This window comes from Aminithiophilus ramosus, from assembly GCF_018069705.1.
GTDB lineage: Bacteria > Synergistota > Synergistia > Synergistales > Aminithiophilaceae > Aminithiophilus > Aminithiophilus ramosus.
This window is the reverse complement of sequence record NZ_CP072943.1, coordinates 648,756-674,583: the sequence shown is the minus strand read 5'-3', so window position 1 is coordinate 674,583 and position 25,828 is coordinate 648,756. Positions and strand designations below refer to the sequence as shown.

28 protein-coding genes and 9 tRNA genes are annotated in these 25,828 nt (G+C 63.4%); 14 read left to right on the top strand and 23 right to left on the bottom strand.

Features of this window, described 5'->3' with window-relative positions:
* Window positions 1-30: 30 nt before the first annotated feature.
* The 6 genes from KAR29_RS02920 (at window position 31) to KAR29_RS02895 (ending at window position 6,531) form a co-directional block, all read left to right on the top strand.
* Window positions 31-1,410, top strand: a complete 1,380-nt coding sequence (locus tag KAR29_RS02920; RefSeq protein WP_311135609.1) for an ISNCY family transposase — start codon at window positions 31-33, stop codon at window positions 1,408-1,410.
* A 331-nt stretch (window positions 1,411-1,741) separates the two neighbouring features.
* The gene (locus KAR29_RS02915; RefSeq protein WP_274374145.1) at window positions 1,742-2,536 is read left to right on the top strand and encodes an acyl-CoA dehydratase activase; all 795 of its coding nucleotides are present in this window, start codon (window positions 1,742-1,744) and stop codon (window positions 2,534-2,536) included.
* Window positions 2,536-3,669, top strand: a complete 1,134-nt coding sequence (locus tag KAR29_RS02910) for a double-cubane-cluster-containing anaerobic reductase (RefSeq protein WP_274374144.1) — start codon at window positions 2,536-2,538, stop codon at window positions 3,667-3,669. The genes KAR29_RS02915 and KAR29_RS02910 overlap by 1 nt, the downstream gene beginning before the upstream one ends.
* A gap of 42 nt (window positions 3,670-3,711) precedes the next feature.
* Window positions 3,712-4,695, top strand: a complete 984-nt coding sequence (locus KAR29_RS02905; RefSeq protein ID WP_274374143.1) for a sugar ABC transporter substrate-binding protein — start codon at window positions 3,712-3,714, stop codon at window positions 4,693-4,695.
* Between the two features lie 118 nt (window positions 4,696-4,813).
* On the top strand, window positions 4,814-5,569 hold the full coding sequence (locus KAR29_RS02900) for an ATP-binding cassette domain-containing protein (protein WP_274374142.1): 756 nt from the start codon (window positions 4,814-4,816) through the stop codon (window positions 5,567-5,569).
* Window positions 5,566-6,531 carry an ABC transporter permease gene (locus tag KAR29_RS02895; RefSeq protein WP_274374141.1) on the top strand — a complete coding sequence of 322 codons (966 nt, stop codon included), beginning with the start codon at window positions 5,566-5,568 and terminating at the stop codon, window positions 6,529-6,531. The genes KAR29_RS02900 and KAR29_RS02895 overlap by 4 nt, the downstream gene beginning before the upstream one ends.
* 116 nt (window positions 6,532-6,647) lie before the next feature.
* Here the strand turns inward: KAR29_RS02895 and KAR29_RS02890 are convergent.
* The 4 genes from KAR29_RS02890 to KAR29_RS02875 all read right to left on the bottom strand — a co-directional run bounded on the left by KAR29_RS02890 (window position 6,648) and on the right by KAR29_RS02875 (window position 7,011).
* A tRNA-Gly gene (locus KAR29_RS02890) sits at window positions 6,648-6,722 on the bottom strand.
* Between the two features lie 18 nt (window positions 6,723-6,740).
* Window positions 6,741-6,816 (bottom strand) — tRNA-Phe (locus KAR29_RS02885).
* A 21-nt stretch (window positions 6,817-6,837) separates the two neighbouring features.
* A tRNA-Asp gene (locus KAR29_RS02880) sits at window positions 6,838-6,914 on the bottom strand.
* A gap of 22 nt (window positions 6,915-6,936) precedes the next feature.
* Window positions 6,937-7,011, bottom strand: a tRNA-Val gene (locus KAR29_RS02875).
* Window positions 7,012-7,206: 195 nt separating this feature from the next.
* Between KAR29_RS02875 and glgB the strand changes: the two genes are divergently transcribed.
* The gene (glgB, locus tag KAR29_RS02870; RefSeq protein ID WP_274374140.1) at window positions 7,207-9,378 is read left to right on the top strand and encodes a 1,4-alpha-glucan branching protein GlgB; all 2,172 of its coding nucleotides are present in this window, start codon (window positions 7,207-7,209) and stop codon (window positions 9,376-9,378) included.
* Here glgB and KAR29_RS02865 read toward each other — a convergent pair.
* The 14 genes from KAR29_RS02865 to KAR29_RS02800 all read right to left on the bottom strand — a co-directional run bounded on the left by KAR29_RS02865 (window position 9,355) and on the right by KAR29_RS02800 (window position 18,436).
* Window positions 9,355-10,206: an amidohydrolase family protein gene (locus KAR29_RS02865; RefSeq protein ID WP_274374139.1), complete on the bottom strand. Its 852-nt coding sequence runs from the start codon at window positions 10,204-10,206 to the stop codon at window positions 9,355-9,357. The genes glgB and KAR29_RS02865 overlap by 24 nt on opposite strands.
* Window positions 10,190-10,879 (bottom strand): deoxyribonuclease V, encoded by a 690-nt coding sequence (nfi, locus tag KAR29_RS02860; RefSeq protein ID WP_274374138.1) that lies wholly within the window; start codon window positions 10,877-10,879, stop codon window positions 10,190-10,192. Before nfi ends, KAR29_RS02865 begins: the two co-directional genes overlap by 17 nt.
* A gap of 85 nt (window positions 10,880-10,964) precedes the next feature.
* Complete coding sequence (gene rplL, locus KAR29_RS02855; protein WP_274374137.1) at window positions 10,965-11,339, bottom strand: 50S ribosomal protein L7/L12; 375 nt, start codon at window positions 11,337-11,339, stop codon at window positions 10,965-10,967.
* A gap of 65 nt (window positions 11,340-11,404) precedes the next feature.
* Window positions 11,405-11,932, bottom strand: coding sequence for a 50S ribosomal protein L10 (gene rplJ, locus KAR29_RS02850; RefSeq protein ID WP_274374136.1), 528 nt, complete (start codon window positions 11,930-11,932; stop codon window positions 11,405-11,407).
* A 193-nt stretch (window positions 11,933-12,125) separates the two neighbouring features.
* Window positions 12,126-12,830: a 50S ribosomal protein L1 gene (gene rplA, locus KAR29_RS02845; RefSeq protein WP_274374135.1), complete on the bottom strand. Its 705-nt coding sequence runs from the start codon at window positions 12,828-12,830 to the stop codon at window positions 12,126-12,128.
* 75 nt (window positions 12,831-12,905) lie between these two features.
* Window positions 12,906-13,331, bottom strand: coding sequence for a 50S ribosomal protein L11 (gene rplK, locus KAR29_RS02840; RefSeq protein WP_274374134.1), 426 nt, complete (start codon window positions 13,329-13,331; stop codon window positions 12,906-12,908).
* Window positions 13,332-13,397: 66 nt separating this feature from the next.
* Entirely contained in the window at window positions 13,398-13,958 is a 561-nt protein-coding gene (gene nusG / locus KAR29_RS02835) for a transcription termination/antitermination protein NusG (RefSeq protein WP_274374133.1), read from the bottom strand.
* Between the two features lie 67 nt (window positions 13,959-14,025).
* Entirely contained in the window at window positions 14,026-14,208 is a 183-nt protein-coding gene (secE, locus tag KAR29_RS02830; RefSeq protein ID WP_274374132.1) for a preprotein translocase subunit SecE, read from the bottom strand.
* 46 nt (window positions 14,209-14,254) lie between these two features.
* Window positions 14,255-14,332 (bottom strand) — tRNA-Trp (locus tag KAR29_RS02825).
* 21 nt (window positions 14,333-14,353) lie between these two features.
* Complete coding sequence (gene rpmG / locus KAR29_RS02820; protein WP_274374131.1) at window positions 14,354-14,503, bottom strand: 50S ribosomal protein L33; 150 nt, start codon at window positions 14,501-14,503, stop codon at window positions 14,354-14,356.
* Between the two features lie 23 nt (window positions 14,504-14,526).
* Window positions 14,527-15,726 carry an elongation factor Tu gene (gene tuf / locus KAR29_RS02815; protein ID WP_274372696.1) on the bottom strand — a complete coding sequence of 400 codons (1,200 nt, stop codon included), beginning with the start codon at window positions 15,724-15,726 and terminating at the stop codon, window positions 14,527-14,529.
* A 344-nt stretch (window positions 15,727-16,070) separates the two neighbouring features.
* On the bottom strand, window positions 16,071-17,390 hold the full coding sequence (locus KAR29_RS02810; RefSeq protein WP_274374130.1) for a hypothetical protein: 1,320 nt from the start codon (window positions 17,388-17,390) through the stop codon (window positions 16,071-16,073).
* Window positions 17,391-17,645: 255 nt separating this feature from the next.
* On the bottom strand, window positions 17,646-18,101 hold the full coding sequence (locus tag KAR29_RS02805) for a YccF domain-containing protein (RefSeq protein ID WP_274374129.1): 456 nt from the start codon (window positions 18,099-18,101) through the stop codon (window positions 17,646-17,648).
* A gap of 259 nt (window positions 18,102-18,360) precedes the next feature.
* Window positions 18,361-18,436 (bottom strand) — tRNA-Thr (locus KAR29_RS02800).
* 291 nt (window positions 18,437-18,727) lie between these two features.
* Between KAR29_RS02800 and KAR29_RS02795 the strand changes: the two genes are divergently transcribed.
* The 7 genes from KAR29_RS02795 to KAR29_RS02765 all read left to right on the top strand — a co-directional run bounded on the left by KAR29_RS02795 (window position 18,728) and on the right by KAR29_RS02765 (window position 23,522).
* A complete protein-coding gene (locus KAR29_RS02795; RefSeq protein WP_274374128.1) occupies window positions 18,728-19,180 on the top strand; it encodes a hypothetical protein in 453 nt (150 codons plus the stop codon).
* Window positions 19,181-19,333: 153 nt separating this feature from the next.
* The gene (locus KAR29_RS02790; RefSeq protein WP_274374127.1) at window positions 19,334-19,561 is read left to right on the top strand and encodes a helix-turn-helix domain-containing protein; all 228 of its coding nucleotides are present in this window, start codon (window positions 19,334-19,336) and stop codon (window positions 19,559-19,561) included.
* 111 nt (window positions 19,562-19,672) lie between these two features.
* The gene (locus KAR29_RS02785; protein ID WP_274374126.1) at window positions 19,673-19,909 is read left to right on the top strand and encodes a helix-turn-helix domain-containing protein; all 237 of its coding nucleotides are present in this window, start codon (window positions 19,673-19,675) and stop codon (window positions 19,907-19,909) included.
* Window positions 19,910-20,128, top strand: a complete 219-nt coding sequence (locus KAR29_RS02780; protein ID WP_274374125.1) for a hypothetical protein — start codon at window positions 19,910-19,912, stop codon at window positions 20,126-20,128.
* Window positions 20,129-20,602: 474 nt separating this feature from the next.
* Complete coding sequence (locus KAR29_RS02775) at window positions 20,603-22,888, top strand: AAA family ATPase (RefSeq protein ID WP_274374124.1); 2,286 nt, start codon at window positions 20,603-20,605, stop codon at window positions 22,886-22,888.
* Window positions 22,889-22,914: 26 nt separating this feature from the next.
* Window positions 22,915-23,316: a terminase small subunit gene (locus tag KAR29_RS02770; protein WP_274374123.1), complete on the top strand. Its 402-nt coding sequence runs from the start codon at window positions 22,915-22,917 to the stop codon at window positions 23,314-23,316.
* Window positions 23,313-23,522, top strand: coding sequence for a hypothetical protein (locus KAR29_RS02765; RefSeq protein ID WP_274374122.1), 210 nt, complete (start codon window positions 23,313-23,315; stop codon window positions 23,520-23,522). The genes KAR29_RS02770 and KAR29_RS02765 overlap by 4 nt, the downstream gene beginning before the upstream one ends.
* A gap of 513 nt (window positions 23,523-24,035) precedes the next feature.
* On the opposite strand, the gene KAR29_RS02760 is transcribed toward KAR29_RS02765, so the two are convergent.
* The 5 genes from KAR29_RS02760 to KAR29_RS02740 form a co-directional block, all read right to left on the bottom strand.
* Window positions 24,036-24,170: a hypothetical protein gene (locus KAR29_RS02760; protein ID WP_274374121.1), complete on the bottom strand. Its 135-nt coding sequence runs from the start codon at window positions 24,168-24,170 to the stop codon at window positions 24,036-24,038.
* Between the two features lie 133 nt (window positions 24,171-24,303).
* The gene (locus KAR29_RS02755) at window positions 24,304-25,260 is read right to left on the bottom strand and encodes a tyrosine-type recombinase/integrase (RefSeq protein WP_274374120.1); all 957 of its coding nucleotides are present in this window, start codon (window positions 25,258-25,260) and stop codon (window positions 24,304-24,306) included.
* Window positions 25,261-25,366: 106 nt separating this feature from the next.
* A tRNA-Thr gene (locus KAR29_RS02750) sits at window positions 25,367-25,442 on the bottom strand.
* A 15-nt stretch (window positions 25,443-25,457) separates the two neighbouring features.
* Window positions 25,458-25,543, bottom strand: a tRNA-Tyr gene (locus KAR29_RS02745).
* Between the two features lie 171 nt (window positions 25,544-25,714).
* A tRNA-Thr gene (locus KAR29_RS02740) sits at window positions 25,715-25,790 on the bottom strand.
* Between the last annotated feature and the right edge of the window lie 38 nt (window positions 25,791-25,828).

The window sequence follows — 25,828 nt, the reverse complement described above, 5'->3', positions numbered from 1 at the left end:
ACGAGGCGGCCCGAACCATGTCGCCGGACAATGGTATTGTCACTCGTGAAGAGGACAGGGAAAATGTCACTTATGACGACCAGGAGAGACCTACTCATGAAGACAAAAGAAGCAAGGCGCTTGGGGTTGGTGGAAGAGGCTGTCGCGGGCAACCTGACGGTTCAGGAGGTGGCCGATCGGCTCGGTCTGAGCCGCCGTCAGGTCTTTCGGCTCAAACGACGCTACCGGGAAGAAGGAGCGCAGGGGCTCCTGCACAAGGGACGAGGCAAACCGTCCCGGCGCAGAATCTGTCAGGAGACACGGGATTTCGTCGTCAGTCTGGCCAAGGGTCTTTACAGGGATACGAGCTGTCAGCACATGGCCGAACTCCTTGCCGAAGAGCATGATCTCGTGCTGAGCGCCAAGAGCATCGCCCGTTTCCTTCGCGCGGAGAACCTGTCCCTCGTTCATCGCCACCGGGCCCCGAAGCGGCGTTCCCGCAGGGTCCGACGGTCCCGACGAGGCGATCTGGTCCAGATGGACGCCTCTCCTTTCGATTGGTTCGAGATCGGTGAGCGTTGCACTCTCCACGGCGTGATTGACGATGCCACAGGAGAGGTCCTCGGTCTGTGGATGGCCAGGAATGAGTGCCTCTTCGGCTACTTCCGCGTGCTCCGTCAGATGCTTGATCGCCACGGCGTGCCTCGCGAGCTTTACGCCGACCGCCACACCATCTTCCTTTCTCCCAAGTCGGAAAAACTGACGATCAAGGAGGAGCTGGAGGACTCGGCGCCTGTAACCCAGTTCGGCCGCGCTCTGGAGGCTCTCGGAACTCGCTATGTCCCTGCAGGGTCTCCCCAGGCGAAGGGGCGGATCGAAAGGCTCTGGGGAACTCTTCAGGATCGTCTCGTCGTCGCCTTCCGACGGGCCGGAGTGAAAACGATCGAAGAGGCCAACGTCCTGCTCGCCGCCTACCCGGGAGAGGTCCATAACCCGAGGTTCGCTCGTCCTCCCGCAGAGGGGGCATCTGCCTTTCTCCCTCCGCCGGACGGCCCCGCTCTCGATCTCCTCCTGACTCGCCAGACCGACCGGAAGGCCTCGGGAGACTCGACGATTTCCCTCGACGGAAAACAGTACGCCCTGATAGGCCCCCGCAGACGCCCCCTGCTTCTTGCCAGAGGACAGGCGGTCAAGGTCATCGAGAAGCTCGACGGGAAACTCCTGGCTCTTGTCCATGACGGGCTCTACGATCTCGCAGCCGTCGACAAAGAGCCCCCTGCGACTCCCCCGCCTGTCATCGAGACGAAGACAGGCACTCCATGCAAAACGAAGAAGCAGAGGAAGCCGGCGGCAGACCATCCCTGGCGACAGAATCCCGCTCCTCCTGCCGCGGCGGTCGGCACCGAGCAAGGGACGGGTTCCCCTCCCTAGAAGGACCTCCGCCGCGGAGGAAAGCCAAGGCGGGCTGTTGACGGGGGCGATTTCAGCCCCTCGAAAGCGACACTTTCATTGTCCCTCAGACCCTCTTTTTAGATGACATTTTTAGTGTCCCTTGACAGGCCGTCGGGACCGGTTGCGTCGTCGGGCAGGGGGGCTGCCGGGAACGGAAGAGTCCGGGAAAGAGAGTCGCCAAGGGGCTGAACCTCAAGGCCGGACCCCTCGGAGGGTTTGCGTCTTTCCTCAGGAGGATCGACGGGCAGCGCCGACGGGCTCTGCCGAAATTGACGGCCCCCGCCGGAAAGGCTATCCTTTTCAATGATAGATGTTATTCCTTTTCCTGAAGGAGAGAGGTATCATTTCCCGACGATCGATCGGCGTCGACATAGGGTCCGTGGGGGCCAAGGGCGTGCTTTTTGACGGAGGAGTCGCCGCCACGGCCCTTCTCCCCACGGGATGGGACATCGAAGAGACGGGTCAGGACCTTCTGTCGGCCCTGACGGGAGGCCAGAGGGACGGCGCCGTCCCCCTCGTCGCCACCGGGTACGGACGGAACGCCGTCGCGGGAGCCGACAGGAAGGTCACGGAGATCACCTGTCACGGACGGGGCGTCCGCTTTCTGGCCCCTCAGGCCCGGACCGTTCTCGATATCGGCGGCCAGGACAGCAAGGTGATCCGCCTCGACGAAACGGGCAACGTGATCGATTTCGCCATGAACGATCGGTGCGCCGCAGGGACGGGGCGCTTTCTGCAGATGATGGCCCACTCTCTGGGCTACGGGCTCGATGGGGTCCGGTCTCTTCCCCCCGACGGCGAGGTTCAGCCCCTGTCGAGCATGTGCGCCGTCTTCGCCGAGACGGAGGTGGTGGCCCACATCGCCCGCGGCGTCGCACGGGAGGCCCTGCTCCGCGGCATCCTGCAGGCCATCGCCTCCCGGTCGGCGGCCATGGTGTCCAAAACGGGGCTGACGGAGCCGCTCTTCTTCTCGGGAGGACTCTCGCGCGTCACCGGACTGGCCGCCCTCATCGGCAGGGAGCTGAGAACGGACGTGATCGTCCATGACCGGGCCCCCCTGGCCGGCGCCCTCGGCGCGGCTCTCATCGCCTGGGAGGCGGCCTGATGGACCCCGTGGCGGCCCTCGTCGACGAGGTCCGCCGACACGGCGACGACGGCATTCTGGAGATCAAGGAGGCCCACGAGAGGGGGCGCGTCGTCGTCGGCACCTACTGCGGCTACATGCCCTGGGAGATCGTCGACGCGGCGGGGGCCCTTTCGGTCAGTCTCTGCGCCCGCAGCGACGAGGCCATTCCGGCGGCGGAGGAGCACCTCCCCCGCAATCTCTGTCCCCTCGTGAAGGCCAGCTACGGCCACGCCCTTCGGGGAAGCTGCCCCTACTTCTACTTCTGCGATTTCGTCATCGCCGAGACGACCTGCGACGGCAAGAAGAAGATGTACGAGCTCATGGATGCCGTCAAGCCCATCCACCTCGTCCAGATCCCCCAGAGGCCCGACAGGCCCGAGGACGGCGCCCTTCTGAGGGCCGAGTTCGCCAAGGTGCGGGCCCGGATGGAAGAGGCGACGGGAAGGCCCGTCACGGACGGGGCCATCGCCGCCTCCATCGCCCTGCGCAACCGGGAGAGGAGGGCCCTGACGGCCTTCTGGGAGCTGTCTCTCCGTCCCGATCCTCCCCTGACGGGGCTCGAGATGCAGCAGATCACCGATTACGTCCAGAATCGTTTCGACAAGGAATCGGCCATCGCCTGGCTGGAATCGGCGACGGCAAGACTCGCCGGGGCCCGGCCCGAAAGGGATCTTTCGACCCGGCCCAGGCTTCTCGTCACAGGCTGCCCCCTGGGCGGCGTCATGAAGACTATCGAGGCCCTGGAGGGCGCGGGCGGCCTCGTCGTCTGCTACGAAAACTGCGGCGGCCAGAAGGAGACGATCCGCCCCGTCGAGGAAGGCGCCGACGTGATGGACGTCCTGGCCGAGAAGTACCTGGCCATCGGCTGTTCCGTCATGAGCCCCAACCCGCACCGCATGGAAGCCTTGAAGTTCCTCGTCGATCGCTATAGAGTCGACGGGGTGGTCGAGGTCCTTCTCACGGCCTGCCACACCTACGCCGTCGAGAGTCATTCCGTCCGCAGGCTTGTCCATTCCCTCGGCAAGGGCTATCTCGCCGTCGAGACCGACTATTCTCCCGGCGACAGGGAGCAGTTGGCCACCCGCATGGGCGCCTTCGTCGAGATGCTCTGACGTCCCATCGGCACTTACCTTTCTTAGAGGAGAGAGATCACCATGATGAAGAAAGTGACGGGAATGATCGCACTCGTGGCTCTGACGGCGGGGATGGCCTTCGCCGACGCGGAACCCAGCGGCAAGGGGATGAAGGTCTGGTTCGACGGCGGCGGCTCCCCCGGCGAGCCCTACACGACGATCGTCGTCAACGGGGCCAAGCAGGCCGCCGCCGATCTCGGCGTCGACCTCACCCTCGTCTATTCCGACTGGAACGCCGAGAAAATGCTGGAGAACTTCAAGAACGGGCTCGCCGCCGCTCCCACCGGTTTCGTCGTCATGGGCCACCCCGGCGACGACGCCTTCGAGCCCCTCGTCGACGAGGCCTTTTCCAAGGGGATGATCGTCACGGCCGTCGATACGGAACTGCCCCGCCTCCAGGGCAAATACCAGTCCCGCGGCTTCGGCTACGTCGGTCCCGACGGGTGGAAGCAGGGCGAGGACATGGCCCGCGAGATCCTGCGCCGCAAGGCCTTCAAGCCGGGCGACAAGGCCTTCGTCTGGGGTCTCAAGCGCCTCGAGAGCCGGGGACGGCGGGCCCGGGCCATGCTTGCGGTCTTCGAGGAGGCCGGGCTCAAGGTGGACTACCTGGAGATCTCCGACGAGATCAACAAGGACGTCTCTCTGGGCGCCCCCGTCCTGACGGGCTACCTGGCCGCCAACCCCGACTGCAGGCTCGTCGTCATCGATCACGGCGGCCTCACGGGCCAGATGGAGAATTTCCTCCGCGCCGCGGGCCTCAAGCCAGGCGATCTCTACGCCACAGGCTTCAGCCTCAATCCGGCCACGGCGGCGGCCATCGAGAGCGGCTATCTCAATCTCGTCTCCGAGGCCCAGCCCTACCTCATGGGCTATTTCGGCGTCCTCCAGATCGTCCAGACGGCCAAGTACGGCTTCGGCGGCCTCTCCATCGACACGGGCGGCGGCTATGTCTCGGCCGAGAACATCGCCTCCGTGGCCCCTCTGGCCAAGGAGGGCATCCGCTGAGGCTACCGGCCCCTTCCCTCTATGCCGTATAGTTGAGGCGGGAAGGCTCTCCTTCCCGCCTCTTCTGTCGTCTTCAAGGAGGGCTCCGGCCTTTTATCGCGCCATGGGGGAGGAAGCTATGGAACCGATCGTTTCCATGAGAGGCATCACCAAATCCTTCGGGCCCGTCAGGGCCCTCGAGGGCGTCGATCTCGACCTCCGCCGAGGCGAGGTCCTGGCCCTGCTGGGCGACAACGGCGCCGGAAAATCGACGCTGATCAAGATTCTCTCGGGCCTTCACGTCGCCGATTCGGGGACGATGGAGATCGCCGGAAACCCCGTCGACTGGAAGGGCTACGACGTGGCGGCCGCCCGCCGTCTCGGCGTCGAGACCGTCTACCAGGAGCGCTCCCTGGGCGAGAAGCAGCCCCTGTGGCGCAACGTCTTCGTCGGACGGCACCTGAAGACGAAGCTGGGCCTGATCGACGCGAAACGGGAAAAGGAGGAGACGCGCAAGCTTCTGGCCGACGTGCTGGGCCTCAAGGGCGCCGGCCTGCACCCCGAGGCCCGCGTGGCGACCCTTTCGGGCGGCGAGCGCCAGGGGCTGGCCATCGCCCGGGCCATGTACTTCGACGCGACCATCATCGTCCTCGACGAGCCGACGACGGCTCTGGGCGTCGGCGAGGCCGGGAAGGTCCTCTCCTTCGTCGAACGCCTCCGCGACGAGGGGCGCTCCTGCCTTTTCGTCAGCCACGAGCTGCACCACGTCCACCGCATCGCCGACCGCATGGCCCTCATGGAGCAGGGACGGATCGCCTCCGTCTTCGAACGGTCGGAGATCGGCCTCAAGGAGCTGGCCGAAAGGCTCCTGCTGGGCCACGAGGGGCGGCGATGAGGGCCTTTCTCGTCCGCCGCAGGCGGCAGATTCTCGTCACCCTGGCCCTCCTCTCCGTCTGGGGCCTTTTCCTCCTGGCCAGCCCCACGGCCTTCTCCAAGGCCCCGATCTACCGCTCCTTCATGTCGACCATCCCCGTGACGCTGGTGCTCACCCTGGGCATGACGCTGCTCGTCGTCCTGGGCGAGATGGACCTGAGCTTTCCCTCCGTCTCGGCGGCGGCGGCCTACCTTTTCGCCTTCCTCTACGCCAAGGCGGGCTGGCCCCCTCCGGCGGCCTTCGGAGCCGCCCTCCTTTCGGGGGCGGCCATGGGCCTCGTCAACGGCTTTCTCGTCGTCAGAGTCGGCGTCCCCTCCATCATCGCCACCATCGGCACCCAGTTCTTCTGGCGGGGGCTCATTCTTCTTTTGGCCGACGGCCTGGCCATCTCCCTCTCGTCGATCCGGGGCGACTGGCTCCAGACGCTTTTCGTCGGCCGTCTCTGCCTCTGGGAGATCCCCGCCCAGGCCCTCTGGGGACTGGCCGTGGCCCTTCTGCTTGCCCTTCTTCTCAACCGCCACCCCTTCGGCGACGCCCTGCTTTTCATCGGCGACAACGGCAAGACGGCCGAGATGATGGGCCTTCCCGTCGCCAGGATCCGCATCGGCGCCTTCGTGATCATGGGGCTTCTTTCGGCCTTCGCCGGTCTTCTGGCGACGCTGGAGCTCAACAACTGGTGGCCCACTCAGGGCGAGGGCTACATGCTTCTCGTCTTCGCCGCCGTCTTCGTCGGCGGCACCTCGGCCTACGGCGGAGAGGGGACGATATACGGCTCTTTCGTCGGGGCCGTCCTCATCGGCATCATCGAGGCCGGCCTGGTCAGCTCGGGCTTCGTCGGCTTCTGGACGCGCCTCGTCCACGGGCTGGTCATCATCCTCTCCGTCTCGGCCTACGCCCTGATGGCGAAAAGGCGGGGAGGCTGAGCCTCCCCGCCTTCGTTCGGACATCGTCGCCTCCGGCCCTCTTGCGTCGCGTCGCCTGGCAGAGGGACGCAACGACCGAAGGCCCAGAGGAAAATCCTCTGGGCCTTCGGAAACACTGGAGCGGAAAACGGGATTCGAACCCGCGACCCCAACCTTGGCAAGGTTGTGCTCTACCACTGAGCTATTTCCGCGCGATTCGAGAGGTGGAATGGTGGCGAGACCCAGAATTGAACTGGGGACACGGGGATTTTCAGTCCCCTGCTCTACCAACTGAGCTATCTCGCCGTTCGTTCTCTCTCAAAAGAATGGCGGAGCCAACGAGACTCGAACTCGCGACCTCCGGCGTGACAGGCCGGCGCTCTAACCGACTGAGCTATGGCTCCAACCGAAACTTGGCTTGTTTTCTGGTGGGCGGAGCAGGGATCGAACCTACGACCACCTGCTTGTAAGGCAGGCGCTCTACCGCTGAGCTATCCGCCCTTCACACCCCGCACTCTCGCCGAGCGCAGGGTGTAGTATATCGAGGCTCCACTTTCTTGTCAACACCTCCGAGGGGACGAGAGGGGACAAGTTTTCCTCTCCAGGCCGCTTTCCCCCATGAGACGGGACCGCTATGCTAGGGGGGAAAGGGATGGAACTCTCCGCCTGCGGAGAAGACGGAAAGGAGAGAAGCCCATGGAGCTCGACCACGCCCTCTGGCGTCTTTTCCAGGGCTACGAGGAGGACGCCTTCGCCCGTCTCGGGCCTCATCGGCGCGGCGACGGTTACGTCGTCTCCGTCCTCTGGCCCGGCGCAAGCGCCGTCGTCCTCGTCGACGACAGGGGGGAGATCGAAGGCCGGCGCCTCTATCGGGGCGGGATTTTCGAGATCGTCCTCGACGCGGAGCGCTTCGATCCCCGCTACCGCCTCAGGATAGAGGGCCCCTGCCGCTGGGAGGGACGGGACCCCTACAGCTTCTGGCCCCAGCTGGGAGAGCTGGACCGCCATCTTTTCGCCGAGGGGCGGCACCGTCGCCTGGACGAGGTTTTCGGGGCCCAGGTCCGCGACGTCGACGGCTGCAGGGGGACGCTTTTTTCCCTCTGGGCCCCCAACGCTCGCCGCGTCGCCGTCGTCGGCGACTTCAACGGCTGGGACGAACGGCGTCATCCTCTGCGCTTTCACCCCGGATGCGGCCTCTGGGAGATTTTCCTCCCCGGCGTCGCCGAGGGGGCGCTCTACAAGTTTTCCCTCACGGAACAGGACGGGAGCCGGAGGCTCAGGACCGATCCGCTGGGGCGCTTCTTCGAGCAGCCGCCGGGCAACGCCGCCATCGTCGTCGGCCCCCCGTCCTACGTCTGGGGCGACGGCGACTGGATGGACCGGCGCCGGAAAAGCGACGCCGCCTCCCGCCCCCTGGCGATCTACGAGATCCACCTGGGCAGCTGGAAGCGCCATTTCGACGGCCGCCTCTACAGCTACGGCGACCTGGCCCGGACCCTCGTCCCCTACGTGAGGGAGATGGGCTTCACCCACGTCGAGTTCCTCCCCCCGGCGGAACACCCCTTCTACGGCTCCTGGGGCTATCTCACGACGGGCTATTTCGCCCCCACGTCGCGCTACGGCGACCCCGACGGGTTCAAGGAGCTCGTCGACGCCTTCCATCGGGCCGGGATCGGCGTCCTCGTCGATTGGGTCCCGGCTCACTTTCCCAAGGACGACTGGGGACTGGCCCGTTTCGACGGGACGGCCCTCTACGAGCACGACGATCCCCGCCGGGGGGAACAGCCCCAATGGGGGACGAAGATCTTCAACTACGGCCGCAACGAGGTGCGCAACTTCCTTGTCGCCTCGGCCCTCTGCTGGTGCCGCCGCTACCACGTCGACGGTTTCCGCGTCGACGCCGTCGCCTCCATGCTCTACCTCGACTACTCCCGCGAAATGGGGCAGTGGACGCCCAACCGCTACGGCGGCCGGGAGAATCTCGAGGCCGTCGATTTTCTGCGCCACTTCCACGACGTCCTGAGCGAGGAGTTCCCCGACGTCTTCACCGTCGCCGAGGAGAGCACGGCCTGGCCCGGCGTCAGCCGCCCCACGTCGCTGGGGGGGCTCGGGTTCACCTTCAAGTGGAACATGGGCTGGATGCACGACGTCTTGACCTACTTCGGCCTCGACCCGCTCTACCGGTCCTACCGTCACGAGAACCTGACTTTCGGCCTCCTCTACGCCTTCAGCGAGCGCTACGTCCTCCCCCTCTCCCACGACGAGGTGGTTCACCTGAAGGGCTCCCTCTGGAGACGCATGGCCGGCGACGGCTGGCGCAAGGCGGCCCAGATGAGGCTTCTTCTGGCCTTCATGACGGCCTATCCGGGCAAGAAGCTTCTCTTCATGGGCGGCGAGTTCGGCCAGGAGGGGGAATGGAACCACGACGGCGAGCTCGATTGGCCGTCGCTGCAGAACCCTCTCCACGAGGGGATCCGCCTCTGCTGCCGCGACCTTCTGAGCCTTTACGGAGAGGAGAAGGCCCTCTGGGAGCAGGACCACGTCTGGGCCGGGTTCTCCTGGATCGACTGCGAGGACCGCTCCCAGAGCGTTCTCTCCTGGGTCCGCAGCGACGGGGAGGGTCATCCCGTCGTCTTCGTCGGCAACTTCACGCCCGAAATCCGCCGCGGCTACCGCATGGGCCTCCCGACGGGAGGCCCATGGAAGGAGCGCTTCAACAGCGACGCCGCCTGGTACGGAGGGAGTTCCGTCGGCAATCTGGGCCGCGTCGAGGCCGAGGATCGCCCCTTTCACGGCCGAAGCGCCTCGGCCGTCCTGACTCTGCCTCCTCTGGGCGGACTGATCCTAACGCCCGAGAGTTCCGAGTAGCCTCTCTCCGTTCTCTCCCTCCAGGACCCGGCGCTGCCCCTCGTCGAGCCCCGCAAGTTCGAGAAGGGCATCGTAACGGGAACGGCGGAGGATGGGGAAATCCGTCCCGAGCAGCAGTTTCTCCCCCACTTCGGCGGCGAAGGCGGCCCGGAAGACGGAGGGACCGTAGAGGAAGGGCGTCGCCGCCACGTCGTACCAGGCGTTGCGCAGGACGCGCCTCATCTCGGCCATCTGCTCGTAGAGCCAGAGACCGCCTCCCCAGTGGGCCAGGATGACCGTCGCCTCGGGATGGTTGGTGCAGAAGGCGGCGGCCTCCTTCGGCCCCACGCTTCCCTTGCCGGGGTAGTCGTGGCCCACCGGCTCGGCCGTGTGGAGGAGGAGGAAGAGCCCCGCCTCGTGACAGGCCCCGACGAGGCGCCAGGTCTGACGGATGTCGGTGATGTCCAGCCCCTGTCCCTGGGGGAAGAGCTCGCCGACGCCGACGAGTCCGGCCTCGCGGCAGCGGAGGATCTCCTCCTCTGCCCCCGGAGCGAGGGGCGGAACGACGGCCATCCCCCGGAGCCGTCCCCCGGAGCGGCGGACCGACTCGATGACGTAGTCGTTCTGGGACCGACAGAGGCCCATGTCGGAGAAGGCGAAGCCGCAGATCCACGATTCGTCGACGCCGTCGTGATCCATGGCGTCCAGGACGTCCTCGGCCCGAGCCCAGCGATGGACCTTGCCCGAGGCCAGATTCCCGAAGTAGGGTTCCTCTTCGGCCACCTCCTTCCAGGTTCGGATCAGCTCGGGCGAGTAGACATGCACATGGGTATCAAGACGTCGCGTCACGATCGTCCTCCTTCCAGACGGCCCGCCGGGCCGTCACGAGCTCGTGGGCCCGGCGGGTCGGCTCGGGCAGACGGTAACGGCCACAGCAGGCCAGGACGAGACGGGGAGCGCTCGCCAGGCTCACCTTGTGGCCGGGGCTGATGAAAAGGGGTCTGACGCCATCGCGGGTCCTGAGAACGGTCCCGACCGTCTCCCCTCCTTCGAGGAGGGGACTGGAGGCGCCCCGTTCGAGGCCGGGCTCGTCATAGACGCCACAGAGGCGGCTTTTGGCGACGCCGATCGAGGGCAGGCCGGTCACGACGCCGAGGTGGGAGGCCAGGCCGAAACGTCGGGGATGGGCGATGCCGGCGCCGTCGACGAAGGCCAGATCGACGGGCTCCTTGAGTCCTTCGAGGGCCTCGAGGAGGAGGGGCAGCTCGCGAAAGGAGAGCAGGCCCGGAACGTAGGGAAAGGGGATCTCTCCCTCGGCGACGGAACTGTCGATCCTCTCCCAGGTCCGAAAGCGCAGGACGACGGCGCCGGCGATCATCCGGCCTCGTCGTCCTCTCCCCGAGTAGGAGCAGTCGAGGCCGCAGACCGTCTCGATCCTGCCGGGAAAAGCGTCGTCCAAAAGGACCTCGCGCGCCAGCTCGCGCTGAAGGGTCCGTGCCTGTTCCGTCGAGATCGGCTCCATGGCCTCGCCTCCTCCTCCAGACTATACAGGAATAAAGCAAAAGCGGCACCCCGCAGGGTGCCGCTTTTCAATCGCGATTTCGGAGCTACTTCATCTCGACGTCGGCGCCGGCCTCTTCGAGCTTCTTCTTGACATCCTCGGCCTCGGCCTTCTCGACGCCTTCCTTGACGGCCTTGGGGGCGTTGTCGACGAGGTCCTTGGCATCCTTGAGGCCCAGGCCCGTCAGCTCGCGGACGACCTTGATGACGCCGATCTTGTTGGCGCCGGCGGCCTTGAGGATGACGTCGAACTCGGTCTGCTCCTCCACCTCGGCGGCGGGGGCGGCGGCCATCATCATGGGCATGGCGGCCATGGGAGCGGCGGCGGAGACGCCGAAGCGCTCCTCGAGCTCCTTGACGAGCTCGGAGAGCTCGAGAACGGACATTTCTTCGATAGCCTTGATGAGATCTTCGCGGGTCATGGCAGTTCCTCCTTGGAGATTCTTTTGGGATTCAGGAGGCCCTCAGGCACTCCTCGACAAGGGAGCTAAGCGGCTTCCTTTTTCTCTTTGAGCTGGCTGAGACAGGTGACGAGTCCCCGTGCGGGGCCGGAAAGAACGGTGACGAGACCGCGAAGCGGCGCGGCGATCGTTCCGACGACCTGGGCGAGAAGGACCTCGCGAGGAGGAAGGTCGGCCAGGGCCGTGACCCCGGCGGCATCGAGAACGGTCTGTCCCAGGACGCCGCCCTTGACGACGAGCTTCTCGTTGCCCTTCTCCTTGGAGAACTCGCTGAGGACCTTGGCGACGGCCGGAGCGTTTTCGAAGGCGAAGGAGTAGATGTTGGGACCGGCCATGAGCGCCTCGGGAACGGGGAGACCGGCCTCGGTAAGGGCGATGGCCATGAGCGTGTTTCGGGAGACCTTCATCTCGCCTCCGGCCTTGCGGACCTTGGCGCGGATCGACGTGAGCTGGGCCACGGAGAGGCCGCGGTACTCGCAGACGAAGACCGCCTCGGAACGCTGGAGCTTCTCCAGGTGATCGGCGACTTGCTGTTTTCTGAACTCTGTCGGCATGAATTCACCCCCTTCAAAAAAATGTCTCCCGGGCAGATTACCCAGGAGACATCGTACCGACGAAAACCCTCGGAAGGGTCGAAGCGGTCAGACGTTCCTGGACCTCGGCGGGATCATTAAGCGCACGAAGCGCACCCGCTGTCTCAAGCCCCGGAAGCGAAACGCGATGAGAATTGCGCCGGAAGGAGAGAGGCTAGGCGATGTCCTTCTGGGCCTGAGGGGCGTCGACGCGGATGCCCGCTCCCATGGAGGTGGAGACGGTCAGGCTCTTGATGTAGGTCCCCTTGACGGCCGCGGGACGGGCCTTGACGATGGCGCCGAGGAGAGACTTGACGTTCTCGAAGAGCTGGGCCCCTTCGAAGGAGGCCTTGCCGATGGAGTTGTGAATGATGCCGAACTTGTCGACGCGGAACTCGACGCGGCCGGCCTTGATCTCCTTGACGGCACCGGCCACATCGTCGGTGACGGTGTTGGCCTTGGCGCTGGGCATCATGCCCCGGGGACCGAGGATCTTGCCGAGACGACCGACGACGCGCATCATATCGGGCGTGGCGATGACGGCGTCGAAATCGAGCCATCCCCCCTGGATCTTCTGGACCATATCCTCGCCGCCGACGAAATCGGCCCCGGCCTCTTCGGCCTCCCTGAGCTTCTCCCCGTCGGTGATGACGAGGACGCGCTTGACGACGCCCGTGCCGTGAGGCAGGGCGACGGTGCTGCGGACCTGCTGATCGGCATGGCGGGGATCGACGCCGAGGCGGACGTGGAGCTCGACGCTCTCGTTGAACTTGGCCGTCGCCGTCTCCTTGGCGAGGTCAAGGGCCTCCTGAAGGCCGTAGAGCTTATTCTTGTCGACCTTCTTGGACAGTTCCTGGTAGCGCTTGCTTTTCTTGGACATATGAATGACCTCCTGTGGTCCGAGCGGAGCCCCAAAGGACCCCTTCCACGGTCTGGGATCTGGTTCGTCGAGGGGCTAGCCCTCGACGGCGATTCCCATGGAACGGGCCGTTCCCTTGATCATCATCATGGCGGCGTCGATGTCGTTGGCGTTGAGATCTTCCATCTTGAGCTGGGCGATCTCGCGGACCTGATCTTCGCTCACCTTGGCGACTTTGACCTTGTTGGGCTCGGCCGAGGCCCTCTCGATGCCGGCGGCCTTCTTGAGAAGGACACTGGCCGGAGGGGTCTTCATGATGAAGGTGAAACTCCGGTCGGCGTAGACGGTGATGATGACGGGAATGACCATTCCCGGCTGATCGGCCGTCTTGGCGTTGAACTGCTTGCAGAACTCCATGATGTTGACGCCGTGCTGACCGAGAGCCGGTCCCACGGGGGGAGCCGGCGTCGCCTTGCCCGCCGGCAGCTGCAGTTTGATCTGACCTACCACTTTCTTTGCCATTCGCTGGGGTCCCTCCTAAAGAACACAGGGCGCGGACTGAGGCCGCGCTGAAGCGATGTATGGGATTTAGAGCTTTTCCAGCTCCGCATAGTCTGTTTCGACGACGGTCTCTCGGCCGAAGACGGTGACGGAGAACTTGACCTTGCCCTTGTCGTGAAGGACTTCCACCACGGGGCCGACCTGCCCTTCGAAGGGACCGGACTTGACGCGGACCGTATCGCCGGGACGAACGTCGATTTCGATCTTGGGCTTGGCCTGCTCCTGCTGGACCTTGCCCAGGATCTCGTTGACCTCTCGCTCCGAAAGGGGAATGGGGTGGTTGCCAGCGCCGACAAAACCCGTCACGCCAGGAGTATGACGGACGACGTACCAGGACTGGTCGTCGAGGATCATCTCCACAAGAACATAACTGGGAAAGACCTTGCGCTTCGTGCGCTTCGTCTTCCCCTCCTTGACGGAGACCTTTTCCTCTACGGGGACGAGGACATTGAAGATGCGGTCTTCCATGCCCATCGTGGCGATGCGCTGCTCCAGATTGGCCATGACCTTATTCTCGTAGCCGGAATAGGTCTGAATGATGTACCAGCGCCGATCCAACGAATTCACGCCCGCCTTCTGAAGGACCATCGGGTCCCCTCACCTCCCCCGCCGACCTTAGTCTGACATAAAAAAAGCGGCCTTGCCGGCCGCCGGATCACCGAACCAGGCTCGAAAAAACTGCGGTGAGCAGGACGTCAACGACTCCCAGATAGGCGGCCACCATGAAGGTGACGGCGATGACGACGAGCGTTGAGTACCACACCTGCTGCCGGCCGGGCCATGTGACTTTTTTGAGTTCTGCCTTCGCCTCGCGGACGAAGTCGAGGATCTTGTTCACAACCTCGGCCCCCCGTCTTTTCTCTGTGCAGCGCCGCCATATAAAATGGCAGGCCCGGCAGGATTCGAACCTGCAACCCTCGCATTTGGAGTGCGATGCTCTAGCCAGTTAGAGCTACGGACCTGCGCGCAGAGGATATTCTACCCTATTTGGTCTCCTTGTGCAAGGTGCGTTTGCCACACCACTTACAGAACTTGTTCTTCTCGAGCTTCTTCTGCTGCTTCTTCTTGTTGACGGTGGTGACGTAGTTGCGGCGCTTGCACTCCGTGCACTGGAGTCCGACGGTATCAGCCATTCATTTCGCTCCGTTCCCTGTTTTTACTTGTCGAGGATTTCGGTGACGACACCGGCTCCGACGGTGCGGCCCCCTTCGCGAACGGCGAAGCGCAGGCCCGGCTCCAGAGCTACGGGAACGATCAACTTCACCTCGAACGTCGCATTATCTCCAGGCATGACCATTTCCACGCCCTCGGCCAGCTTGATCTCCCCCGTCACGTCCGTCGTCCGGAAGTAGAACTGGGGCTTGTATCCCGAGAAGAAGGGCGTGTGGCGGCCTCCCTCTTCCTTCTTCAGGACGTAGACCTCGGCGTAGAAGTGCTTGTGCGGCAGGATCGAGCCCGGCTTGGCGATGACCTGACCGCGCTCCACGTCTTCCTTGCCGATTCCCCGCAGAAGAAGACCCACGTTGTCTCCGGCGATCGCCTCGTCGAGGATCTTGCGGAACATCTCGATGGACGTGCAGACCGTCTTGCGCGTGTCCCGCATGCCCACCACTTCCACTTCCATCCCCGACTTCAGAATGCCCCGCTCGATACGGCCCGTCACGACCGTGCCGCGCCCGGTGATGGTGAAGACGTCTTCAACAGGCATGATGAAGGGCTTCTCCGTGTCGCGGATCGGCTCCGGAATGGCATTGTCGCAGGCGTCCATCAGTTCCCAGATGCAGTCCGCCCACTTGTCCCCCTTCGTGCCGGGACCTTCGAGGGCCTTCAGCGCCGATCCGCGCACGACCGGAAGGTCGTCCCCGGGGAACTCGTACTTGCCCAGGAGATCGCGCACTTCCATCTCCACCAGGTCCAGAAGCTCGTCGTCGTCGACCATGTCCACCTTGTTCATGAACACGACCAGCGCCGGCACGTTGACCTGACGGGCCAGCAGAACGTGCTCCCGCGTCTGCGGCATGGGACCGTCGGCCGCCGAGACGACCAGGATTCCCCCGTCCATCTGCGCCGCGCCGGTGATCATGTTCTTGATGTAGTCGGCGTGACCGGGGCAGTCGATGTGCGCGTAGTGCCGCTTCTCCGACTGGTACTCCACGTGGGCGATGTTGATCGTGATCCCGCGCTCACGCTCCTCGGGCGCCTTGTCGATGTTCTCGAAGGCCGTGAAGTCGGCGAATCCCGCCTTGGAGAGCACGTAGGTGATGGCCGCCGTCAGCGTCGTCTTGCCGTGGTCGATGTGGCCGATCGTTCCGATGTTCAGGTGAGGCTTGTTTCTTGCAAAATGCTCCTTTGCCATCTCAGGGGAGACCTCCTCGCATTGGTTTCGATAAAGGGCAGATGCAGCATTAATAAGAAGCCTTTCGGCCTCGATCTTCCGCAGGTGATTGTACCATAGCCCCAGAGACGGAAGAAGGCCCCTCGCCGAACCGGGAAAAACGGAGAGGACCTCCCTGCACCGGACCGGAAAGATCGGGCGATCTTCCCGCTTCCATCCGCTATGGCCTCCCCGACGCGACGACTCGTCTGCGAGAGAAAGGAGAGGGCAGGACAACGGCTCAAAGCCGCGACAGGATCCTGTCCCGGGAGTCAACAATACGCCACGGAGGTCGAGACCGTCAAGAGGGCCCCTCGCACACCCCTTCAGGAAGGGGACGGCGAAAGGAAGAGAAGGAGTTGCGCCTCGACAAGAGCCAGAAAGGGCTCGAGAGCCGGCCGGGAGTAACAGGGGCTCTGGAAGGCCACGGAGAGGGTCAGCTCGTCGTCGTAGGTCGAGGCCACCAGGAGAAAATCGGGAGGAGCCAGGGCGGGCCCCAGGAGAAAGGCGCTCCGCGCCGCCACGTCGCCGAAGCGCAGGACCGCCCCTCTAGGGGTCGTCACGTCGCCCAGGTTGGACAGAAGGGGCGGCGCGGCGCCTTCATCGCCCGATCGGCCCCTTCCCTCGAGCCAGGATCGGGCCGCCGTCACTCCCAACCGGGGAAGGATCTCGAACAAAAGGGCCGTCGCCAGGCCGGGTCCCCGGCCTTTGAGGGTCTCCATGACCGCGGCGACGCGCGCGAGCGTGGCCGCGAAGGATTCGGCGGCGATGCGGGGAAGGGAGGCAAAGGCGACGCCCGTTCTGTTGGCGACGGCGCCCGAAGGCTCGTCGAGGTAGCGCCTCAGATCGACGGTCACCCCGAGAGCCATGGGGCACCCCTCTTCGGGGACGAGGACATCGAAAAGGGCCCGGTAGTAGGCCGTCAGCAGCAGGTCGTTGACGGTGCAGCCCCGCCTCTGCCCGCAAGCCCGAAGGCGGCGGAAGGTGTCGCGCTCGACGACGCGCAGGACGAAATCGGGCCCTTCCGGAGGAAGGTCCCGGAAGGGAAAGCCCCAGGGCGGAGAGGGAGGGGAATCCCCTTCAGGAAGAGCCTCCAGAAAGGTCTCCTTCGAGAGGGCCTGAAGGACGGGAATAAGACCGCGGCGGGCGAAATCCCGTCCGGGAGAGAGGGGAGAGAGAACGCAGAGGGGATCGGCATAGAGCGAGGCCAGAAGGGCGAGGCAGCGCAGGAGCCCACGGCCGTCGCAGCAGACATGATCGATCTTGAAGACGAGCCGGTCCCCACTCCGGGGAGAGCGGAAAAGGGCCAGACGGAAACGAAAGGGGGACTGGGGCGGAAGGGGTTCCTTGACGAACCGCACGGAATCCCCTTCCGGGTCGGCCGTGAGAACGAGGGAAAAAGGAGAGAAGGGGCCGATGTCGGAAGGCTCCCAGAAGAACCGATCTTCCTCCTCGACGAGGCGGCAGCCCAGGACGGGGACGACTCGGACGAGGCGAAAGGCCGCGCGTCGAAGGCGATTTTCGTCGAGCAGGCCGTCGAACCGCAGGACCATGTGGATCAGGTACTGGCCGGGACGGGCGATAACGTGCTGCATCACGTCCGACAGGGGAGCGGGGAAGCGCGTCGGATAAAAAGGGAAGGCCACGGAAACCCCTCCTCGGTCCGTCTCCCCCTTCGAAGCCGCCCGACAGAGGGGCGGACAGACGGGAGGACACGGGAGAAATCGTACCCATCCTATCCCATCGGGACGAGCAAGACCGACGGAAGAATTGACCGATCGGGCGGCATTTTATACCGGAAAACGTCCCTCCCGCATCGGCGGCTCCTCCTCGGAACTTCCGACGGCGACACCTCGCCTCCGTCCCTTTCAGGAAACCCCCTCCGGGGCAAAACCGTCGCCTCAGCCGAGATGTCTGTCGATCACCGCCTGATTCTTTCTCCTCTCGATCTCGTCGGCCACGGCCTGGGGGACGCAGACCTTGTTGACGGGATTGAAATAGGTGCCGATGGACTTGGCGACGACGAGGGCCACGGGAATCCCGACGAGGGACAGAAGAAGTCCCACGACCTGAACGAGGGCCATCAGGCTCAGCAGCACGCCGAGGGGGAGGTAGAGAATCATGATCAGCGTCGAATAGGCCTGCCAAAGGCCGTTCTGATCGGTCTTCAGGTCCGATCGGCTCACCATGGCCCGGCTGTAGGGAGCGAAGAGAAACTTGCCGAATTCCATCAGGCCCAGGCCGATGGGAGCCGCCACGACGGTCACCGTCAGAATCAGGCCGCAGATGTAGACGACGATGGCGTTCACGAACCCCAGAAAGGGGAAATGCCACAGGATATTTCCCAACGTTCTCACGATGAAACGACCTCCTCCATATGCACCGGGGCCGGGCAGAACCCGCCGAAGCGCCCGCCGCAGGGCGGAGCGCGACAGAGACAACCGTCGCCGTCAGCCCCGGACCTCGTCAATGATCTCATCTATTCCGAAAGGCTTCAACGAATCTTTTTCGGGAACGTCCGGGAAAGAGGACAACGACGAAGGGAGTACGGAGGGAGTACGGAGGGTGAGTGCAAGAAAAGGCCCGGACGGAAACCGCCCGGACCCTCGCAGACACTGGAGCCGACTTCCGGACTCGAACCGGAGACCCCATCCTTACCATGGATGTGCTCTACCTACTGAGCTAAGTCGGCCTCGTGAACCCTTGCAAACACTGGCTTTGTCCCTTCTGGTCCCTTGCCGAAATCCGTCCATGACCCCTTCCGTCTCGACTTCCGGGCGACTGGACGCCGTCGCTCCCGATGGCCGAAATGTAAACCTCGAAGGGGCGGCACTTGATTTTTCCATCATGCCACGAACGAGTCTTTTTTACAATAGGGATGAGGTCTTCCCGCGAAGAGGGAACCCTCTTCTCCGGGCCTTCTCCGGGCATTCTGAGAGCCCGGCTCTCCCCTCGTGGGACACTTTTCACAAGGAGGTTCCACGTGAAACGGCCCCTTGTGTACCTGATTGAAGCGACGGTTCAGGTGGAAGGCGGGTTTCGCCGTCTCGTCGGCGACTGGCCGGAGCCGACGTCCGAGGAGCTTGAGGAGGTCTTGGAGGCCTGGCCGCGGGTGCTCCGGAGGCCGAGCATCCCCTTCGCGAAGGTCCTGGTCGCCATCGGAGGCTGGCCCTCCATCGTGTCCGGGGTCGGGCGCTGGGGTCGTGCCAATCCGCAAGACTGGAGCCGCTTCGTTGAAATCGGCTTCATCCGGAAATTCCCCGCCGTGTCCCATAAAAAATCCCGCTGGCGCCCACTCATCTCGAAATACGGCAAAACGCGACAAACTTTGGTCACGTATTTTCGCTTGGCCATCGAGGGGATGGCCGATGAAATCCTGGCCGGAGCGGGGATTTCTACAAATTCCTGTAAAAAAGCAGTAGGAATGACGTCATAAACGACACCACAAACGACAGTTGTTTTTTCAAAAAAAGGATTGTAAGCTTATACTGCGCACGCGGATCGGAGGAAAATCTCCGGTCCGTTTTTCATGCCAAGGCGGTTCTCCCTTCGCGGAAGCCGTCTTTTTTTTTGAGAGGAGGATGCCAAAATGCTGACGATGTTGAAAGCCCTGCGGCTTGAAGCAGGCTTGACGGTCCGGGCGCTGGGGGGCGAGATCGGGATTCATCCTTCACTGATCAGCCAATTCGAAAACAGGCGGCTCTACTGTCGAGAGGCGCACCAAAAGACGCTCTCGGAGTTCTACGGCGCGCCTGTAGAGGGAATTTTCGAAAATGGCTTCGCTAGGCCTTGCGAAGAAGTCGCGCACTGCTTATAATTAAGGATGACCTGAAGTAATCCTTTTCGCCCAACGTGTCCAACACCGCCCAACGGGGCCAGCAGGGACCGTTTTGATGGCCCGCGAGGCCGGAAGGAGCTGGAATTGCCGATGAGCCGAACGAAAAATCAGCGTCAAAAGGTCCTGGGGTGGCTCCGGGATGGAAGATCGCTCACGTCCTTGGAGGCGTTGTCGCGGTTCGGATGTCTCCGATTGGCGTCACGAATCGCGGAGCTGAAGAAAATGGGATTTCCCGTCGAGAAGGAAATGATTTCCGTCGAAAGTGGGGCTCACGTGGCGAGATACTTCCTGACCACGAGCCGCGAAGAGAAAATGGAGGTGGCATGAATGGACCGTGACAAAAAAATCATCCTTGGTCTGTTGTCGACGGGACATCCCGTGGGGAACGCGATGGCGGCCTCTTTTGGCGTCCAAGACCTGAAGGGCGTCGTTCGGGAACTTCGGGCGGATGGATATCAGATAAAAACCGCCTTTGTGCTTGTCCGGGGTCAAAAAAGCGTGCGGTACGGGCTTCTCAAGGGCGGAAACGCTCAGGACGCGGCTTAGGGGGGCAAACGACATGGAATCAGCAAGAAATACTTGCGAAACCACTACGCGCATGAATTTTCAGGGGAACATTTACGAGCTCAACGCAAAGCTTAAAGCCGAACGAGAAGCCGAAGGAACCAGACTCGAACGTCCAGTTGCCATGGTCAAGCGGATAATTCGGAAATTCCGGCTTTCCCGCTTCTGGCAGCGTGAAGCCGCGAAAGCGAGAGCTTCCTTCCTTCGCGTGATCCGAAAAATCTCCCGCGCAGTCCGGACCGTGATCCGAGAAAAAGAAGCGACCACAGGCGGCCCGGCAAGCTGCCCCGGCCCTGGTGACGACGACGACGACCCAGCCCCCTTGCCCCGGCCCTTCGGGGCCACCTCTCCATTCAATAATTCCCCTTTCATCAAACTAAAATTCACTACTTCCCGTGGCGCGCTCCTGGCGCGACGGGCCTGTCGCGTGGGCGAACCCCTGTCCGTGCTCGCGGCGTGGTGGCTGAGATGAGCGCCGACCTCAGATCCTGGGTCGAAGACAATTTCCCCGGCGGGCGGTGGGTCAAGCCCGCTGAATACTTGGTTCGCAGCCCGCTGAGGGAGGAAAAAACGGCGTCCTTTTTCATCAACGCCGAAAAGCAGTGCTTCCGAGACTGGGGCGGCGACAGCGGAAAATTGACCGCCCTGGCTGAGCGCCTGGGCATTGACCCGCCGCCTTGGGAGGGACACGCGCCGAGCCTGGCCCCGGTCCGCAAGGTGGAAGCTCAGGGCGATGCCATCCAACGCCGCTGGGACGAGGCCTCAGAGGCCCGTGGGCATCCCTACCTGGCCAAGAAGGGCTTGGAGATGGTCCCTGGCCTGAGGGTTGACGACAGGGGCAATCTGCTTGTCCCTTCGAGGGATTTTTCCGGTCAGCTCGTCGGAATCCAGGAAATCGCTCCCGACGGCCGGAAGCGCTTCCAGCAGGGGTCACACATGAAAACCTTCCCCCTGGGGAGCCTGGAGGAGGCCGAGCACGTCTTTGTCACCGAGGGCTTGGGAACCGGGGTAGCCCTTCGTCAGGCGCTGGGCTTGCCCGTCGTCGTGGCCTTCAGTGCCAGCCGGGTGCCCGCAGTCGTCCGGGAACTTCGAGGTCGGACGTCGGCGACCATCATTGCCGCGACCGATGCCGACCCGGCGGGGCGACGCGCTGCCGATGACTCCGGGGCAGAACCTTTCATCCCGGTGGGTGGCGGTGGCAAAGACTGGGGCGACGTGTTCCTGGGGGAAGGTCCGGAGGCCATCGTCGAAGCCTGGCAGAACCGACCGCGGCCCGCGAAGGGAAAACCCCGCGGCTTCCACCTCGTCCCCTTCGGGGAGCTCGAAGCCAGAGAGCCCCAGTGGCTTGTCGAGGGTCTACTTGAACAAGATTCGCTGGCCAGCGCCTTCGGCGAGTCAGGTAGCGGAAAAAGCTTCTTCACATTGGACATGGCCTTCTGCATCGCGTCCGGGACGCCCTTCCACGGGCGGCCCGTCGAACCAGGCCCGGTGGTCTACTTGGCCGGCGAGGGCTTCGCCGGGCTGGCCCGTCGGCGCGCAGCCTGGGAGCGCCACAACGGAGTCTCTCTTCGCGGTGCGCCGATTTTTGTCAGCACTCAGCCCCCGGCGCTCTTGGACGCGGCTTCGGCCGCCGAGGTGGGCCTGGCCGTCGAGGAGGTGGCCGACCGAGTCGGAGCGCCGAAGTTGGTTGTCGTCGATACCTTGGCGCGGAGTTTTTCCGGCGGCGACGAAAACAGCTCAGCCGACATGGGCCGTTTCATCATGGCGCTCGATGGCCTAAGGTCGCGCTACGAGTGCACGGTTTTGGTCGTCCATCACTCCGGACACGGCGACAAGAGCCGGTCCCGTGGCTCGTCGGCCTTCCGAGGGGCGCTCGACACGGAAATGCTTGTCGAGGGGGTGCCGGGGAAATCGCTGTCCGTTCGATCGGCCAAGAGGAAAGACGGGGCGGCTTTCGATGATCTGCACTTTGAACTTCGGGACGTCGAAATTGAACCGGGCATCACGTCCGCCGTCCTGGTCGAGGCCGAAGGCCCCGCGAAGGGGGAAAAGGCTCTGTCGGAGCTTCAGCGTGCGGCGTTGCGGTCATACCGGTCGGCATTTGAGTGTCACGGCAAAATCGTCGACGGGACCGCGTGCCTCGACCTGGAAGCCTGGCGGCCGGTTTTCTACTCGGTGGCGACGGGAGACAGCCCTGACGCGAAGCGAAAGCAATTTCAGCGAGCACGGGACGGGCTCATCGCACGTGGCTGCCTCCGAGTCGAAAAGGGGCTTTACCTTGTGGCCGACCCCCTGGAACAAAGAGCCCAAGTCGCTTTATTACGGAGAACAGACGAAGCGGGACACCGGGACATAGCGGGACATGTCCCGGTGTGTCCCGCCGTCCCGGCATGCGAACGGGACGACGTAGCGGGACGCCCCGGGACACCCCCCTATAAGGGTGTCCGGCCGTCCCGCCGTCCCGCTGTCCCGGACGAGGTTTCGAAGATAGAACCTGTCGATGGTCTTCTCCTTCGCGGAGGAGTGGCCCCCGGCGGTTCGCCGGATGCCCGGACAGAGAGGAGCACCAATCGAATGGAAAAACCGATCGACATGGCGGCTTGGCTTGAAGCGCAGAGCGCCGAGGTGAAGGCCGACCACGAGGCTCGGCTGGCCCGGCTGCGGAAGGCGAAGATCTCCGCGGCGTGCGAACTCGCGTTGCTGCGAACCTGGGAAGCCGTCGTGGGAGAGGCTCCCCGATGAAAGGTCCTGGACAAGGGGGCGCGGGAATGGGTTTGACGCCGAAGCAAAGGGCTTTCGTCGAGATTTATGACGGGAACACGACGCGGGCGGCCATCGCTGCGGGTTATTCCCAAAAATGGGCCGGGTCGAATGGTGACAAGCTGATGAAGCATCCCGCAATCAGGGAGGCCCTGGAAAAACGAATTTCCCGGAAGATAAATTCCATTGTCGCCGACCGTGAGGAACGGCAGAGTTTTTGGTCTGCGGTCATGCGGGACGAAGAAAGAGACCTGAAGGACCGACTTCGAGCAAGCGAGCTGCTTGCCCGAAGCGAAGGCGATTTCCTTGACAGGATCGAAAACCGAACTTTGGAAGCTCCGAGCATCGTCGTGAATTTTATTCCTAGCGATGGGAGCTCAAACGGGAGGAAAGAGGAGGAACTGGAATGAACGTGATCCAGAAACGATATGCGGATGTTCGACGGCACGGGTGCGATTACTTCGACTGCGAGAAACTTTTGGGTGAGGCCGAGATGCAGCGCGTTGTCCATGGCGAGCGAGATTTGACCATGTCCGAACACGCGCAATTGCTGAAAATTGCGGAGGAAAAACCGAGGGAGCCGTTCAACACGGCGCTGAGAGCGTCGACCTCGTAGGCTCGGAGGAGCCCTGACGGCGAGACTTCTCCGATACGGGGCTCAGGATGCCCCACAGGGGGTCTACTTCGTCTCGGAGGGGTTCCAGTGCCCCCCGTGTGGCTGGGAGCATTTTCGTGGCGCCACGAAAAAGGGGGCGAATCCGTTTCGTACCCTTGGAGCGGGCAGCGGCGGATACCATCGCGTTTCACGATGGAACCACAATCCCCGCGCGCCAAGGGGTCGGTTGAAATTGTCTGCAGACAAATCCAGATGTCCGCAGACAGAGGCCCCCCCCCGTGCACGCCGAGAGGGTATCACTGCTAGTGATGCCCGATTCCTCACGGATACCCTATGCCGACCCCCATGGGGCGCCCAACCGTCGAGGAATCCTCGACAGTTCGTTGTACGAACGTAGAACGTCCGTTGTACGTCCGTTGTACGACCGTAGAACGACCGTACCAGCGTCATCAATCCTGATGTTGGCCAGTCAAAAAACGGCCCCCCCGAAGGGAGGCCGTCTCGTCTACTCGGTCACTGTCCGGGCTCGTCCGGGAGCTGCATCAGGAGCGGGCCGCCGTCGGGTGTCCCTTTTTCGATAAAAAGCAGGCGTTTGTCGGGGTCGATGATGACATTTCCCAGCAGGGCGCTCTTCGATTCGATCAACATGGCAATTCCTCCTTCGCGGCTTGTCGTCTCATGGACGACGTTTCTGGATGCCCCACAGCGGGGCGACTTCAGGCAGACAGGACCAATTAGACCTTGACGGCCACCCCCTTCGTCTACGGGCATTCTGGTGGGCTTATCGGCGATGTGGCCGCTTTTTTGGGGAAATGCTCCTCTTCCGAGGGTTCTCAAGGACCGACGAGACGACGGCGGCCTTCCCATGGGCCTCCTGGAGGTCGGAGATTGTCAGGTGCTCGTAGAATCGGCTCGTTGTCGAGATGGAGGTGTGCCCCAGCAGCTGCGCGGTGAGCACGATGTTGCCCGTCTCCCTCAGAAACTCCGTCGCGCAGAGGTGGCGCAGTCCGTGAATCTTGAGCTTCAACCCCGTTCGGGCCGAGGCTCTCCTGATCTGCTGCCCGAGGCCTGACGGCGCCAGCTTCGTCCCTGTCTCCGTCGGAAAAAGCCAAGGAGTCCGCCACTCCGCGAGGTGAAGGGCCACGAAGCGCCGTATCTCCCTTGCCGTCTGCGGCGAGACCGGGACGACCCGTCCCGTGCGAGTCTTGGACGTCTCCGGTCGGACGGTGAGGAGAAGCCCTTCGGCGTCGAAATTGTCCTTCCTGAGCCCGCAGAGCTCTCCCCGGCGGAGGCCCGTGTCGAGGGCGACGAAGAGCATGACCTTCAGCCGGAGCTCGGCGAAATGACTCCCGTCGAGGGCATTCAGGAAGGCCTTCACGGCCTCCATGGAGGGAGCGTCGATCTTCCTTCGCGGCATGGGTGCCTTGATTCCACGTGCGGGGTCGGCGTCGAGAATCCCTTCTTCGACGAGGAACGCACAAAAAACCCGGAGCGTCTTGAGCCGGGTGAACCGCGTCCAATCGTTGTCCGCGTCGGAGACGAAGGCCAGAAGGGCCTCTCTGGGGCGTTCGAGAAAATCAGGATGCTCCCTGAGGATGAGGCCGACGGTGTGCCGGTAGTTTTCCAGAGTGGCCGGGGAGACCCCTTCCGCCTTGCGGATGGCGAGGAAAGCGTCCAAGGCGGCGGTGGCGTCTCGGTAGGGGGTTTTCAGTGTGACGAGGGACGATGAGGGCGACATAGCTGACATTCCTCCTCTCTTTTTACCGAAAGCAAGGGGAGGAAGGGTAAAAACATGACCCCTTCCCTACGCCATTCGGCGCAGAGAGGGGGCCAGTGATTGCAGTTGGAGCCGACTTCCGGACTCGAACCGGAGACCCCATCCTTACCATGGATGTGCTCTACCTACTGAGCTAAGTCGGCCTATAGTCACAGAAATGGTGGTGGGAGTAGGATTTGAACCTACGTAGGCGCTAGCCGGCAGATTTACAGTCTGCTGCCTTTGACCACTCGGCCATCCCACCACATTGATCCCTGCACGAAAAAGAGACAGAAGCCCCTCTTCACCGGACCTGAGGTATCTTACCCCAGACTTTCAGGCCTGTCAACAAGGGCGGAGCGTCTCCTCCCTGCCTTTTCGACGGAGCTAGACAAAAGCGCCGCTGAGAAAAGCTAGGACACCTCCGGAACCTGAATGGAGCCGGCGGCCGGACTTGAACCGGCGACCTGCTGATTACAAGTCAGCTGCTCTACCAGCTGAGCTACACCGGCTCGACGCCTCCGTATTATAGCCCAAGATGAGGGGCCGT